The sequence below is a fragment of the Arthrobacter sp. OAP107 genome, from assembly GCF_040546765.1.
Taxonomy (GTDB): Bacteria; Actinomycetota; Actinomycetes; order Actinomycetales; family Micrococcaceae; genus Arthrobacter.
On the sequence record NZ_JBEPOK010000001.1, the window covers coordinates 2,711,779 to 2,727,109 of the forward strand.

At 60.4% G+C, this 15,331-nt stretch carries 8 protein-coding genes; 1 reads left to right on the forward strand and 7 read right to left on the reverse strand.

What is annotated here, in order from left to right:
* Window positions 1-41: 41 nt before the first annotated feature.
* From ABIE00_RS12695 to ABIE00_RS12720, 6 genes are all read right to left on the reverse strand, one after another.
* The gene (locus ABIE00_RS12695; protein ID WP_354263269.1) at window positions 42-1,292 is read right to left on the reverse strand and encodes an IS256 family transposase; all 1,251 of its coding nucleotides are present in this window, start codon (window positions 1,290-1,292) and stop codon (window positions 42-44) included.
* A 246-nt stretch (window positions 1,293-1,538) separates the two neighbouring features.
* Complete coding sequence (locus tag ABIE00_RS12700; RefSeq protein ID WP_354260721.1) at window positions 1,539-2,966, reverse strand: IS1380 family transposase; 1,428 nt, start codon at window positions 2,964-2,966, stop codon at window positions 1,539-1,541.
* Window positions 2,967-3,218: 252 nt separating this feature from the next.
* Entirely contained in the window at window positions 3,219-4,307 is a 1,089-nt protein-coding gene (locus ABIE00_RS12705; protein ID WP_354260723.1) for a GNAT family N-acetyltransferase, read from the reverse strand.
* 483 nt (window positions 4,308-4,790) lie between these two features.
* Complete coding sequence (locus tag ABIE00_RS12710) at window positions 4,791-5,981, reverse strand: patatin-like phospholipase family protein (protein WP_354260725.1); 1,191 nt, start codon at window positions 5,979-5,981, stop codon at window positions 4,791-4,793.
* A gap of 390 nt (window positions 5,982-6,371) precedes the next feature.
* Window positions 6,372-8,528 (reverse strand): amylo-alpha-1,6-glucosidase, encoded by a 2,157-nt coding sequence (locus tag ABIE00_RS12715; RefSeq protein WP_354260727.1) that lies wholly within the window; start codon window positions 8,526-8,528, stop codon window positions 6,372-6,374.
* 684 nt (window positions 8,529-9,212) lie between these two features.
* Window positions 9,213-9,707 (reverse strand): hypothetical protein, encoded by a 495-nt coding sequence (locus ABIE00_RS12720; protein WP_354260729.1) that lies wholly within the window; start codon window positions 9,705-9,707, stop codon window positions 9,213-9,215.
* A 1,762-nt stretch (window positions 9,708-11,469) separates the two neighbouring features.
* Between ABIE00_RS12720 and ABIE00_RS12725 the strand changes: the two genes are divergently transcribed.
* Window positions 11,470-12,954, forward strand: coding sequence for an esterase/lipase family protein (locus ABIE00_RS12725; protein ID WP_354260731.1), 1,485 nt, complete (start codon window positions 11,470-11,472; stop codon window positions 12,952-12,954).
* Between the two features lie 1,594 nt (window positions 12,955-14,548).
* Here ABIE00_RS12725 and ABIE00_RS12730 read toward each other — a convergent pair.
* Complete coding sequence (locus ABIE00_RS12730) at window positions 14,549-15,055, reverse strand: NUDIX domain-containing protein (protein ID WP_354260733.1); 507 nt, start codon at window positions 15,053-15,055, stop codon at window positions 14,549-14,551.
* Window positions 15,056-15,331: the final 276 nt, after the last annotated feature.

Below are 15,331 nucleotides of genomic sequence, written 5' to 3' on the forward strand. Positions count from 1 at the left end.
GGGTCTGTCAGATAAACGGTGTGTGGATCCGGCCGGTTTCATTAGTGAGTGGTTCTTTCGAACCGGCCGGCGAAGGTGATCGCGAACGCGTTTAGTGCAGGCTTCCACCTCATCACCCAGCGTGCCCGACCGCCGCCGGTGGGATCAAGAGACCTGGTGACCAGATACAGGCATTTCAGGGCAGCGGCCTCGTTTGGAAAGTGCCCGCGGGCCCTGACGGCCCGCCGGTAGCGGGCGTTGATCGACTCGATCGCGTTCGTCGTGCAGATCACCCGCCTGATCTCCACGTCGTACTCCAGGAAGGGCACGAACTCCGCCCAGGAGGACTCCCAGAGCCGGACGATTGCCGGATATCGCTGACCCCACTCGGCCGTGAACTCAGCGAACCGGTCCTTCGCCGCTTGCTCGGACGGGGCCGTGTAGACCGGCTTGAGCGCCTTGACGATGCCGTCGCGGTGCTGGCGTCCGGCGTAGCGGAAGCTGTTGCGGATCAGGTGCACGATGCACTGCTGCACCACCGTTCGCTCCCACGTGGTCGTGATCGCCTCCGGCAGGCCCTTGAGCCCGTCGCAGACAGCGATCAACACATCTTCCACGCCCCGGTTCTTCAGCTCGGAGAATACCTGCAGCCAGAACCGGGCACCCTCGCCGCCGTCGCCGGCCCAGATGCCCAGGATCTCCCGCTCCCCGTTCACGGTGACGCCCATGACGACGTAGAACGGGGTGTTGCGCACCTGCCCGTCACGGACCTTGACCACGACCGCGTCAACGAAGAGCACCGGATAGACCGGGTCCAAAGGTCGGGCCGACCATTCGGCCAGTTCTCCGGCGACCTTCTCCGTGATGCGGCTGATGGTGTCTTTGGAGACCTTGGCCCCGTAGATCTCCTCGAAGTGCGCGGCGATTTCCCCGGTGGTCAGCCCCCGGGCGGACAGCGAGAGGACGATCTGGTCGATCCCGTCCAGACGCCGCTTTCGCTTGGGCACGATCACCGGCTCGAACGAGCCGTCCCGATCCCGGGGCACCTCAATCTCGACCGGGCCGATCTCGGTCAGCACGGTCTTGGACCTGGTGCCGTTGCGCATGTTGGCTGCGATCGGCGTCTGGCCATGCTCGTGCCCGAGGTGCTCGGTCAGTTCCGCTTCCAGCGCGGTCTCCAGCACATTCCTCGTGAGCTGGTTCAACAGCCCGCCCGGGCCTACCAGGCTCACGCCCTGCTCCTTGGCCTGCGCGAGCAACCGCTCGGCAAGCTCCTTCTGATCGATGATCTCTCCCGTCACAGGATCGATCATCACCCCTGTCATCTCGGTCGTGGACTCTGACACGGCCGTCTCCTTTCGGATCAGGCCGGACCCCACACACCGTTATTCAGACAGTCCCCATGAGGTCGGGTGATGGGCGTTGGTTGCGGTCGGCCGTTTGGTCGGTGGTTGTTTTCTGTTTTCGGGCAGTGTGGTGCGGCCCGTTGGTTCGCTTCGGGTTGGCGCCGGTTCCACTTCCGGTCTTGGGGCTTCTCTTCGGACAGGATCAGCGGGGGTTCAGCCGGGGGCCGGCAGGATTTGTTTGAAGCGGCCGGTGGTCGCCAGGAGCAGTCTCAGAAGGTCTTTCTCGGGCGCTGATTCGGGCAGCAGCAACTCGGTTCGGCGGGCGCGGGTGATGATTTTTCCTGCGGTCGCGAAGAGCCGGTAGCGCCAGCGTTTGATGTCCCAGGCCTTGGCGTGGTGGCCGTCCGGGAGGGCCGTGAGCTGGAGCCAGGAGACCAGGTTGAAGGCGAGTGCTGCGATGTTTGCCCAGGCCTGGTTCGCGGCGAAGTCGAAGAACGGCAGCTTGCCCAGGCCGGTGTTTTTCAGGGTTTTGATCCTGTTCTCGCACCTGCCGCGGGCTCGGTGGCGGGCGTCCAGGAACGGTCCGTGCCAGCGCGCTGAGTTGGTCAGGAGTGCGGTGATCCGGTGCCCGTCGGTATCGAGCAGGGTCGGCTGCGCGCCGGGGTGCAGCGGCTCCGCCCGGAGGAACAGTTTGGTGCCGGGCGGGTAGTCGGTGAGCGCGATGACGTCGGTGGCGTTGATGACCCACGCATCAGTACGTTCGGTCCCGTGCTGGTCCAGTGCCGGTTGCCAGTACTCCTTGTTGGTGATCCAGTCGATCATGTGGGCCTTGCCGAGCGGGAGGGTGTAGCTGGTGGAGAACTGCACGCCGAGGCTGTGCAGGTGCCAGAGGAACTTCCGTGAGGCCCCGGCACTGTCGGTGCGGACCAGGACCTTCTCCCCGGCCAGCGTCCCGGTGTCGTTGAAGAAGCCCGCGGGCAGTTGGGCGATGGCGGTGTGGAAGACCCGGATGTGGTCCTCGGCGCTGTTCGCCCCGGCGTTCCCGGGGCGCAGTATCGCGGCGAGGATTTCCCCGGACCCGTGACCGGTGCCGTAATCACAGGACGCGATAAACGGGGCGAACCCGTAACCGCCTTTATAGGTGCCGGCGACGTTTTCCTTATCGGAGTGCGAGGTCACCAAGGTGGCGTCGATGTCGATGATGAGCGGGTCCGCGGCCGTCGCGGACAGGGCCGGGTTCCGGTCCCCGGCAGCGTCCCAGACCCTGCTGCGCAGTTCCCGAGTGAGGGTCTCAAACCCGTAGCTGAACAGCTCCGGGTTGGCCACGGTGCGTTCGAAGAACCGGGACACGGTCGCGTTCGAGGGCAGCTGGCCAAAGACCCCGGGTGAGGAACGCAGGATGTCCAGGTCCGAGGCGTGTTCGCCTCCGGCTGCGAGCATCGCGGCCAGGGATCCAAGGATCCTGCCGGAACGATGCCTCGCGCCGGAGGGAACGAACTGGCCGAGCCGCTCGTCGCAGAGCCTGCCGAAACCCAAGGTGTCCATGAACCCGGTGAGGACCGAGGCTCCGGCGTGGGAGATCAGCGACTGGCCGGTGAAAGTGACCGGAAGGGACGGAAAAACACGGGTAGACTTTTGCATCGAAAGGGTGCTCCCTCGCTCGGCAAATAACGGTCTCGACAACCACTATTTTCCCAGCTCAGAGCACCCTTTCCCTGTTTAAACACGCACAACCAGGGGCTCCCCATGAAAACCCCGGGCTAACGCATCCGACCAAGAAGCGTGCCACTGAAACTGCGTCGAGAGAGTCAGAAGCGTCGGGCGTTGCACCCGTTTCTGCCACTCGACTACGCGTCTGAGTCCACCCGGTAATCCACTGCCATTACAAGCCCGTTACCCGCGGTGCTGCCACTCGCCGCTGTACCCGGCGGGCCGGAACCCCAGCGCGACGTTAATGGCCAGCACATGTTCGTTCTCAGCCGCATTGAACGTCAGGATCCGTTCCACCGACGGACGTTCAGCCTCCAGTCGCCGCAGATTCAGAATCTTTACCAGCACGCCGAGACGGTTGCCGCGGTGGGGCCCGGCAACCAGCGTATCCTCCTGCACTGCGACCCAGGGCTTTGACCCGGAGTGCTGCAGGACCGAGTATGCGGCCAGCTCGCCACTCGGCTGGTGCCGTGCCACGGAGACTAACGACTCCAGGCCGGACTGCTTCCACTCATCCTCAAGGTGCCGGACGCGTGCGGCGTCCCAAACCTGCGGGTCGAAGTGGAGCTCCGCTGCCGGGGTGTCGGTACTCATCCGGGACATGACCACCGCCAACTGGTCGACGTATTCGTCCGGGCAGCGGTCCGTCCAGGCGAGGAGGTCATAGCGGTTCCCGGCGATGGGGCGTGCCTTCCGTTCCAAAGCGTCCAACTCCATACGGCACGGGAAGATCCAGGGCGCTGAATTGGGTGACCTGTTCCAGGGTGTAATCGCGGCAGCCAGTGCGAACTTCACCCCACGGGAATCGGCGGGTACGCCACCCACGCCTGTTGCCGGCTTCAGGGTGCCCGGTCCGTGGGGATCAAAGCTGGCGGCATGTTCGGTGTAACTCTGAAGTGTTGTGCGGCCGAGACGCGCCGCGATTTCCTCGACATGAAGAAGCAGCATCTGCCCGATATTGCTACCCGCGAACTCATTCAATACGTCAACCCGGACCAGCGCAGCGTGGAGGTTCTCCGCCTGCGGCAGGCCGATACTCGACCTGGCCACCATGCGCCCGTCGACGCGGACGAAGTAGAACTGCAGCTGCTTGTAGTCGTCGTCCCGCCATGATTCAAGGCGTGCTTCCCGGGGAGCAGCAAGGTCAAGGTTCCCCCACGTTTCCAGTATCAAGGCATCGCTGAGTTCGCTGAACTCCACAAAATCTTTGGCCTCCGGCGAGTCGGTCGAGGACGGCAGGACCAGCGGTTCTATGCGGAGGGACGGCGTCACGGGATCAACCTGGCGAGACGACCCGCGGTCTTCGACCACAATGATCGGTGCGACTTCACTGCTGTTGTTATGAGCACAGCGTTGCTCCTCATCAGGGGGTTTGAATGGTTGTCGTTTTGCACAGCCGCCGAATACGACTTCCGTAAGCACACGATGCCATTTGTTCGAGTGGTCGCGCTGCTTACGGGGGCTTCAGTACCGGAATTCCTCTTCTCTTGGAACCGGGGCTTCCAGTCTGCGGCTGCGCATAGCCTACGCGCGTCCGTGCTACCACTGCTGTGGCCACTGTCGTTCGGCCAACCCGGTTCATTGGATGCCCAGGTGCGCGACTGCGGCTGTCCGGGCAACCTCAGCCCAAACCGGCCTCGCCTTCACGTAAGCGCTCGATGAATCCGTCGGTAGGTTGCACGGAAGACGTCCGCATCCACGGCGTGGATGTCGCAGACGTCGTCCACCAGCCAGTCCCCAGGTTTGCACTGCTGTTCACCGCGCCACTTGCGAGCCGTCCGCAGGTGGCAAGTCAAACACTGTGCCAAAATCGGTGGCCCGCACATCCCGTGATGCGGCCAGCCCACCCAGCCGATAGAGTACTTCCATGTTCCCCGGGGCATCCATGGCACTGAGCGAAGACGTCGCATCCATTGCGTTAGGGGTTCTGTCCAGGGCGTGGACGCCCTCCGGGCGCAGGTCCACGTTATAGCGCAGGTAGCTCAACAGGGGGGCACCGCTAAGAAGATCGCCGGCCAAGTCCCCCAGTTCGCGGTCGATTGTTCTCGCAGTCGGGCTCGCGGACATCCACTGCAACACTGTCTCCTGCATCACTGCACAGTCCTGCAACACTGACATCAGCGCCCGTACGGCGTGGCTTGCTGCCAGTCTTGCTTTACCGACAGCGGGATCAGTTGCTCCCGTACCAACCGATACAAGCAGCAGTTTCTCCGCGCCGGTCGCCCAACCCACCCGGTAGCCTTCCAAAGTGGCATACATTAAAGCCTGCAGAGCCGGGTTGTTAAACGGGCTTACGCCGCCATCAACGAAATTGCCCATCACATGGGTCCCACTAGGACCGCCTCCGATGCTGATGGATTCTGGTGCAAAATAGTACGGCGCAGCCGTGGAGGCCCGCACAACCTGCCACAGAGGATAATCTCCGTTGCCCATTCTGCCGTTGGCCCCGGCAGTGAAATACCGGCCCCGCGGGTTGTTGCTCACCGGCCAGGGGCTACCGCTATCCAGACGTTTGATGACGACCAGCAGCCCAGTGAGTAACTCTTGGCCACCCAGTGTGGTGTCCTCACCGAAGAGATCCTTGAGTTCTGAAACCAGAGCCTCCCCGTCGTACCTGGCCCCTAAAGAAACCTGACGCAAGGGACTCCGTTTAAAGACCCGCCGCCCGAGACTGAAATACTTTTCCCTGACCTCGCCGACGCTTCGGCCTTGGGCGAGAGCCCCGGCGATGATTGCCCCAGTTGACGTTCCTGCAATCAGGTCAAAGTAGTGGCAAAGACGGAAGCCCTCATCGCAAGCATGCCGTTCTCGCAGCAAGTCCTCAATTTTTTCCAAGATGCCAAGGCTCAAAATGCCACGCAAGCCGCCACCGTCAAGTGCAAGAATGCGCTTCGGTCTGCCCGCATAAAGGAAATGATCATCCCTGCTCAGGATCTGGTATGTCATTTAGATCCCCCTCCATGCTTGGGCTGGAGCGGACGTCCCCCGACGCCCGAAAGACGACCATTGGGATGCCAGCATCGTCCTTGTCTTTCCGAGGCAGTCTCTCCGCCGAACGAGCGCTTGAATCTTGGTATACGGACAAATTTTTTAGTTATGTCTCTACCCGCGGACACCTTACGGGGGATCGCGACAGAGAGTCCCATGAGGGGTCACCTAAGTACATGTACCGACGGGCACTCGACTGAATTATCAAGCATCGCATCGACGCATTGCATGTTGCTAACAGTGCAGGGTTGATTCGTGCAGTAAAAGATGTAGCGATACGTCTCGTATTTTCTTGAGTCACTCGAGCAGGGACAAATTGCCCGACGATGAGCCCCGGCGTCGGTCCGTCTATGCCCTTTCACGCTTTCTGGCCTGTTCCACAAGGTCAGCCGCCCACGGGCGGTATCCGTGCTGTAACACCATGCCATCGGGCAACCCCCGGACGGTAGCGGTGGAGCCGGAGACGTCGATGGTGATCCGACCGTTGGCCATAGGAGCATTGGAAATGTGCACGTCTCCGAAGGACTCCGGGAGGAGAGGATTCATCCAAAGTCCGCCAAGCCCAACATCCGCGTAGTAGCCCATCAAACTCTTGACGAGCATAATGGGCGAGGTGGCAGCCCAGGCCTGCGGCGAGCACGCCGTCGGATAGGGCACGGGTTCGTCGAACTGCTCCCGGCTGAAGCCGCAGAATAATTCGGGCAACCGTCCCTCGGAGTACTCGGCAGCTTCCAACAGGGCCGACGCAATCCGTTGCGCTTCCACGTTGAAGCCGTAACGCAGCAGCCCGGCCACGATGATTGCATTGTCGTGTGGCCACACCGATCCATTATGGTAGCTCACAGGGTTGTAAGCGCCCATATTGCTTGCCAAAGTCCGCACTCCCCACCCGCTAAACATCTCAGGGGACATCAGCCGTTCAACCACCAGCGGCGCCTTGTCTTCGTCGATAAGTCCGAACAACAGGCAGTGGCCCATGTTGGAAGCACAGGCATCGACGGGTCTCTTCTTGGCATCCAAGGCGATGGCATAATAGCCACGGTCGGGCAGCCAGAATTGTTCGTTAAACTGCCTCTTAAGCCATGATGCACGGTCCCGGTACTTGCCGGCCAAATCCATGTCGCCGGCGTCGCAAGCCAGCCATGATCGCGCAAGGTAGGCGCTATAGACATATGCTTGGACCTCACAGAGGGCGGTTGGTGGCTCGGCCAAGGTGCCGTCCGCGAAATTGATCCCATCCCACGAGTCCTTCCAACCCTGGTTGATCAGTCCTTGGTCGTTGAGCCTCTCGTACTCTACGAAACCGTCCCCGTCTTTGTCGCCATAATTACGAATCCATTCCAGTGCCCGATCCACGTGGGGCATCAAGGCCGCGATGGTTTCTGAGGCGAAGCCCCAGCGGCTGACTTCACCGAGTAGAGCCACGAACAGCGGCGTAGCGTCAACGCTTCCGTAGTAGACCGATTTTCCACCCAACGCCAAGCCGCTGGAGACATCGAGTCTGACCTCGTGCAAGATCTTTCCTGGCTCTTCCTCGGTCCTCGGATTCACTGCGCTGCCCTGACGGTCGGCAAGCGTCTGGATGGTCCCGATGGCCAAAGACGGGTCTACCGGCAGTGCCATGATGGAAGCCCACAGGGAATCCCGGCCGAATAGCGCCATGAACCATGGCGCGCCAGCAGCTACGACATTCCGCTCCGGATGGGCGGGATCCTCAATCCGAAGTGCCCCCAAATCGTCGTAGCTGCGCCGGAGGGTCCGTGCGAGTGAGTAGTTACCCATGTGTAAAATGGGAATCTTCGAGACCCATTCCCGCCGGCGCCGGTCCTGGGGGGAGTCGCCGTCCCCATTAGTATGGGCAAAAACAATTGGGGACCCAGCTGGCTCCAATATGGGTGTCACGGTCAGGACCGTGGTCCAATGTCCGTGCGGGGGTACTGTCACTCGGTAACTAATGGCTTCCGGCGTGATGTCTGCTCCGGGTGCCCGGACCTCGATGGCCTTCCGAACGTCTTGACAGAACGCTCGGATGGTCAGGGACTCGCCAGCTGCCTCCAAGAGCTTCTCCCAACACCGCTGGATGCGAGCTTCCTTCACCTCGAAAATGTCCGCGAAGTCGACGTCGACTTGGAGGGTGACCATGCAGTCGGCAGGAGCAGCTGAATAGTTTCGGACGGTGATCTGTTCGGAAATGCCCGCACCTAGCTCGCGAATTCGTTCGACGATCAACGGGCTGTCGGTTAACCCGCCGGAGCCGCGAACGCGCCCGACGATGAGGACACGGTATGGCTCCTTTGTCTTGGCAGCCAGGGGTTCCAAGGGCTCACCATTAACCGTTAGGACCCATCGCGACAGGACGCGGGTGTCTTCGAAGAAAACCCCGTGCGGTTGCTCCGACTGAAGATCGCCGTTCGCCGCGGAAATACAAAAGGATGAGCCTTCGACCAAGGTGAGGGTACCGGCGCCCAGAGGCCCGGCCGCCGTGTCAGCATTCCATCCAGCCATCCCGGCTCCTTCATGGGATTTCTTCAGTTGCGCGACTACTCCGTCATGAAGCGGCCAGTTGTCCACCGGCCAGTTCCGGCCTTCATTGTTCAACTGAGGCTACGCCCCCGTATCAAGTGATGCCAGAGGAGGATGCATTGACTCACAAGAAAATTCCGTGAGGAATTCGTCTCCCTGGCGGGTCGACCTGAACAAAGAAGATACGATTGGCAACCTCCCGTCGCGAGGGTGTGGCGAACAATTGACAGAGTCGTACCGAGCCGGCAATTGTTTCCGGAAGCCACCGATTTGGTACTCTCGACGAATTTTCGTTGGGCAGGGCGCATCAGCCCTGATATGGCCCGTGATATGCGAGGACCAGTCCTCTACCAAGATACCCCGCGACCCTGTACCCGCAGCATAAACCGGCGCCGCCACCGCCGCGGCACCGCGGCGGGACTCAAAGACACGGCTGATACCGTGGCGATCTTAGGTGGCAGGAATCGATGAATTTGATGCCCCGCGGGTGATCTCCTGGGCGGTGTTTAGACGTCGAATGGTTGAGCCTGCCGACGGGATAGTCCTATCGAAGCCAAGTTTCGCCGCCACCTTAAAGCCGCCACCTTAAAGAGGCCCAAGGCCCGGATGAAGTTTCCGGACCTTGGGCCTTTGGAGAAGCCGTGGCAGCGGCTCTACTTGATGGACCTAGTTCGACATTGAGGTGACGGGGCTGGAGTACCAGCCGGTGTACTGGGACCACACTCCGTTACTGCCTTCCTGGTAGGAAACCCGCTGGTACACCTCCTCGTTGCCGATCTCGCCGTCCACCAGGGTGCGGACGTTATGGATGGTCACGGTGCCGCTGTACTGGTTCAGGTGCCGAGTGAAGGAGGACGTTCCGAGGTAGTCATCACTATTGGGCCAGTCGTCTTCTTCCCAGCGCTGCTGAGTGATGTTGATGTACCGGTCAGTGTTGCAGTAGACCCTAATCTGGTAGTCCACCAGTTTCACGCCCGAGGAACTGAACCCAGCGAAAACCGGCTTCAGCGGGGTGACCGAGCAACTGTAGTTGGTGCCGGTCGCCTGCGCCGGAGCGGCCAGGGCGAACGGTGCCGCGACCATGCCCAACCCGAGTGCGGCGATCGTGGCCAGCTTGCGGGCCAAGGGGCGGGACTTCTTGGAAGGGGATCCATTGAACAAGGGTGTACTCCTGGGTGAAAGGTGCGGTTTGGGGAGGTGGTCTGCCCGACAGGGGCTTCGGATCCGCCGAAGTTCTTCCGTGCGTTCCGATGTATCCATGGTTGATCCGGGCACCCGTTCCGCACATCCGTGCTAACACTGATTTCCACTGACCGGTCGTTTCGTAGGGAACAACGACGGCGGGAGACCGGCATGCGATGCCGACCACCCGCCGTCGTGGTTCATTTTCCAGCTAAGTCAAAGATCCGCACCGTGCCAATGCCGGGCGCGCTCTTTGACCGGCCTCCGTCGGACGTAGAACACCTACTACTGGATCATGCTTCACTCGGGCATTATGGTCCGGACTCCACCCGGGACGCTAGCGAAATGGAATGCCCGCAGGTTAACCACAGCTATGAGGGCCTGCTTTCACCACATATGGCTCGGCTATTACGTCATTCGGGCGCTATCGGGGCCCGTAGTCAATGCAGGCGCTTATACAGTGCCAGCACGGAAGCGGTCGCGTACTGATCGGATGCAACATAAAGCGTGGTTGCAAGAACTGATAAGGAGCCTGGTGTTCTGTATACTCCGCCCCGAAATCCTCGCGACCGATAAAGGCGTTTCCAAAGGAGCGCACTTCCATTCTCGGAGGCATAAGGTACACGTGATGTTTTTCCGGAACTCATCGGCACTGGAATGCCGTAGACCCCCGGCGAACCCGGTTGGCCCTAGTCAGAACTAAGAGAGGACAGACAATGACACGCGAAGAAGCCTTCGCGAGGTGCACCCCAGACTCGTACGTCGAGTTCTACGGCGGCCGATGGCTCATCGTGCCGCTCGCACAAGTGGAGCAGCGGCAATTCTTCGTCTGTTCACCTAAGAACCCCAGCAGTCACTAAAGCTGGGGCCTGGGCCTATGACAGCACAAGCCAGTGGATGGACGGGCACCACAGACACACCGGCCCGGAATATTCGAATGTAAAGCGTCTGGTATTAAGAGACAACCGTCCAGCCGTCCTGGCTGGCCTGGCCCTTGGTGTAGGAGACCCCATGTACTTTGAGCCCATCGGCATCAAGGAGCGTAATCTGACTCCATCGTTTCCCAGCCTGGCGCCATTCGAAATCGGAACCATCAACGTCGTTCCAGGGGCGAGTTGACCGGCCGGGACTGGTTGGAGGTTACCCGGGAGGGGTCCAGGTTCAGCACTGTCCAAAGCATGTCCAGTGGCATTGTCGGTAAGCCACGCCATTGCCGGGGTCGAAGCCGAACACCTTGTCGCGGATGCCTGGCTCCGGTCCGAAGCGCTCGCCGAAAACATATAAGACGGCCTGGGCATCGCCGATGACCCGCTGCACGTACTGATCCAGAGGTCGGCCGAATCGTTGTCGGGCCCTTGGAGGTCCGGGGGGAGCAGCCGCCTCTCCCAGGACCGAAGTGGTTCCCCCGTATGAAGTCCATATTGGCGCCGCCCGGGTGTGACGTCGGGGGTGTCCAACCGGAAGCATTGCTGGGTAAGAGATCCTGCAGAGGATGTTGGAAACTTTGGCTAGCCCCCGCGAAAGGTTCGACGATTAAATGGTCACAATAGCAAGAAATCAAACCGGTACTTCGTCGTCTGCTCACCATCCTCTGCCGCAAGTCCGCTGCTGTATCTGTTGGGGTGCTGGGACACTCTCCAAGGTCGGAAACGGCCTCGATTAAGACGAGGCAAACCGCCTGCTAAAGCGTTGCAGCAGAGAGATCTTGGTGACCCTACATCTGTAGAGAGGAAGTCGGGACGTGCAAAGGAAATACCCAATCATTTACGTCAGGGGTTATGCTGCCAGGCAATCTGCGATAAACAATGCTGCCGACGATCCCTTCTATGGTTTCAATGAGGGCTCGACGCACGTGCGAACCGGTCTTGACGGGAAAGTCGCCTTCTACCAGTTCGAGGGACCACTGCTCGGGCTGATAAGGGACCACGGCTACGAACTGAAAATTCGAGGCAGCCAAGAAGAGACGCTCCGCAATTCATCTGCGATCCCCTCAAACACTATATGGATCTACCGATTCTATGATCCGAGCGCCGACACCTTCGCCAACAGGACCATCCCGTACGACGTAAGGGATGCGGCACGTAAACTGGCAGATCTCATAAGGCTGATTCATCAGAAAACCCAAAGCCCTGTATACCTTGTGGCCCACTCTATGGGAGGTCTCATCTGCCGGGCGGCGATACAGGCCGTACTGCAAGGCGAAGCGAATGAACTGGTCGCGAAACTGGTCACGATCGGGACACCGCACGGGGGAATCGATCCCGTTGTTCTAGGTCTCCTGGGTCCGTGGCTCCTTGCCAACTTCGGACCTTTCGGCTCAAAGATATTCAGCCCCGACCGAATGCGTGAGTACCTTTTGCCTGAACCGGGCCAGGATGGCCGGAACGACAACGACAACCAATCCGAAGAATGGGACCCGCGGAAAATGGTCAATTTCGACGTGAAACGTGTGCTCTCCATTGTCGGAACAAATGCCAACGACTATGAGGTTGCTGCAGGCCTGGCCAGGTCTGTGATGGGCCCGAAGAGCGACGGGCTAGTCGCGATACGGAACGCCTACGTCAAGGATTCCGCAAGGGCATACATTCACCGTTCCCACAGTGGACGATGGGGGGAAGTAAACTCGGAAGAGGCGTACCAGAATATCCGCCGGTTCCTTTTCGGCGGCTTGAAGCTCCAATTGGACCTCAGCGGACTGAATGCCGAGCAACTCGAAGGCCGCGCTTGGCAGGCTGATGTACGGGTACTCATCCGGGGCGAGTCGGTCGTGATTCACGAGCAGACCGCTGCGCACTTCTGCCCGGTTGATCTTAACGCCGAAGCTGAGAAAAGGGCTTCTCCTGATGCTCCCATACCACTCGTCTCGGTGTTTCTGCTGACTGAGGGCCGCGACAAGTGCAGGTTTGCCGTGGACGTGAAGGTCACATCTCTGGATGAAGAGCAGGGCATATTCCGGTTCAACGATCATTTGGAACAGGTGGGAGATTGGCAGGACACACTCTTGGTGGACGTCCACTTCTCCGACGACACGACTAATACTGAGCTTGACCAGCCAGCCATCAGGTGGGAATGGAACAGCGAACTTTTGGGACGCATCGCCGAAAAACAGCAATTTCAGCACCCCGCCGGAGATGAGAGTATCCCCTTGCTGCCGCTGCCGCTCGCGGGAAAGGCAGTCTTGGGCGATGACGCAGCGTTCCACCTCACCCACCAGCCTTGGGAATAGGCGACCAACATTGCCGGATGCCGTGAGACGGAAGACTCTAGTCTGATCCGGGCAGGACAACCGATTTCCACGCCGCCCGCCCAGCGGGTGACGACGTGGATCATCACCCGAAGCCAGCGCGGGCACATCAGCTGGCCGCCTATGGGCAGAAACCAACGGCCATTGACAGTGCGTCTCGCAGAGATGTCTGGACAGGTTGGTCAACAGCGGCCCTGCTGGCCGGCGAGGCTTTCGGACGTCTTCAGGCCTGTCACCTCAGAAGACAGAGCCGCACGGCAGCCTGACGTACAGGTTCTTATCCGCTAAGGATAGTTCGGCGGGTCATCATTCCGTCATGCAGTGACCCAACAGGCTGGCAATGAACAGACATGAGAGACCAGCCAGGCAGATGTACCCCGCTTCGGGACACTGCGGCAAACAATCCACAGCGTCATGTAGTCGACTCCGGCGGCAGCCATGAACAGCTATCGACGGAAAAACCCTCGATCCATGGAAGAAGGGCGGTGAGCATCATGGGACAACCTAGGGCAACGCTGCCTCGTCGGGCAGTATCGGACAGCCTGCGGGCGTCCGGCGACACCGATCCCTACCGGTCGAACACTAGACATGCCGCCCTCCCCCGCACCCACCATGGATAAGCAGATCAGGCACCAACAGCCGTAAGGAGGAACCTAGTGAACACCCAGCCACGCACCAAAGAAACTTGCACCGAATATCTCACAGTTCATGTTGGTCGAGCCATGAACGCCCATGAACTGGCGACAAGGAAGCCACCGGCACACCACCGGCCAGCAATGAAAAAGGCCCCGAAGGGGCCCCAAGTGAACAAATGTGCACACTCAGTGGCAAACAAGCCCCTGAACTGGGAAAACACGTGCCCGAGGTGGGACTCGCACCAGCCGTCTCCCCAGAGAGTCCACCACTCCCCCGAAAACCTCCGGCCAAGTCCGACGCCGATACAACCGAACCCGAAGCCCCGGGTGTGGACACTGTCCACACCCTCTTTTCCGTCCACAGCGATGCACCGCCCCGGAAGTGCCGAAGCCCTGGTATCGCGAGAAATCCGGACTGCTGCGCTTCATTCATTCCGCGCCACCTCACGAAGCCTCGCCATCTTAGCCACGGCTGGGCGCACCGCCTCGGCCAAGGCCCGGCGTAGGGGGAAAGCCGCGGGGTGGGAAACAACGGGAGCTCAGGGTCTGTCCACACAGAAAAGGGGCAAACTTCAGGGCAAAGTTCTCGAGACGACAGAAGGAGGTCAGAAAGGCCTAGTGTTGGCTGCCGGGACGACTCAGGTTGCAAATGATCTTCACTATCGGATTCAGCCGGCGGGCCTACGGTCTTGGGCCAACCGGTGGATCGTGAGGTGCTCACAGGAGCGTCAGTTCCGGGTGCAGCTCAGCAGCCGGACCGGTCATCGCAGGAACATTTTGCCGCCGACATGCCCATGCCAATGGACGCACGCCGACCACAACGGATTCGCACAAAGGGGCCCTGCCTATTGCGGACGACGCCGCTGATTCGAGCCCGGCGGGAGGGTGCGCCGACCGTGGTCCTGACGTTCATGGACGCACTGCCTGGTCTAGCTTCGAGCTTATGAGCTGAGCCGCGCTTCAGGGGCCGGGACTGTTGCCGTACCGTGACCGGTTGCATCGAGCACGCTGTCTAGCCAGGTCACGCGGTTAGTAAATCTTTTGGCCTTGCGCGGATCCGTCCACCGGTACGAGTCGTGCTCCCAATTGATTTTCAGCCGCCTCCGGGATGTTAGGACGGTGAAAGTGTGAACGAGCCAGGGAGTTCCAGAGCCGTCGGCGACCACGATGTCCCGTCCTTGACGGAGCGCCTGGAGGTCTTTGGCCTGCAGCCCCGCTTCTTCGAAGAGTTCTTCAAGAGCCTGCTGTTCCGGCGTTGCCCCGGCTTCCAGGAATCCGGTGATGCAGTGCCAAAGGCCACTGTCGTGGCTAGGGCGGCGGCTTCTTCTGAACAAGGCAATCCGGCCCCGCCATTGGATGACGGCGGCGATGACGATGTGATCTAGGGGAATGCCACACGCAGGGCCAGAGGGAACGCTGATGTGAAGGGATGTATTGCTGGCGCCCATGTTCCTGTCCTTTACTACGCGCTCTTCGAGGGGTGGGCACTTCTTTTCCACGACTCTTGATTCATCCCGTTTCATATGCAGAGGGATTGCGTTCCTGTCGGCAGCCGTGCCGGCTAGGAAATCAAGCTTTTAGAGAGAACCGGAGGCCCGCACCGGCGACTTTACGCGTGGTCCAACGGCTCGGTTTTCCGGCACGAGCTCTTGAGATGGATCGCACGGGGGACGCTGTGTCTATGTCCGGACCACCGGCAACCATCACTAGAAATAATGCCTAAA

Excerpts from the sequence above, each read along its gene's own strand:
- ABIE00_RS12695 (WP_354263269.1), bottom strand. The coding sequence starts at position 1,292 with ATGATCGATCCTGTGACGGGAGAGATCATCGATCAGAAGGAGCTTGCC.
- ABIE00_RS12700 (WP_354260721.1), bottom strand. The coding sequence starts at position 2,966 with ATGCAAAAGTCTACCCGTGTTTTTCCGTCCCTTCCGGTCACTTTCACC.
- ABIE00_RS12710 (WP_354260725.1), bottom strand. The coding sequence starts at position 5,981 with ATGACATACCAGATCCTGAGCAGGGATGATCATTTCCTTTATGCGGGC.
- ABIE00_RS12715 (WP_354260727.1), bottom strand. The coding sequence starts at position 8,528 with ATGGCTGGATGGAATGCTGACACGGCGGCCGGGCCTCTGGGCGCCGGT.
- ABIE00_RS12730 (WP_354260733.1), bottom strand. The coding sequence starts at position 15,055 with ATGGGCGCCAGCAATACATCCCTTCACATCAGCGTTCCCTCTGGCCCT.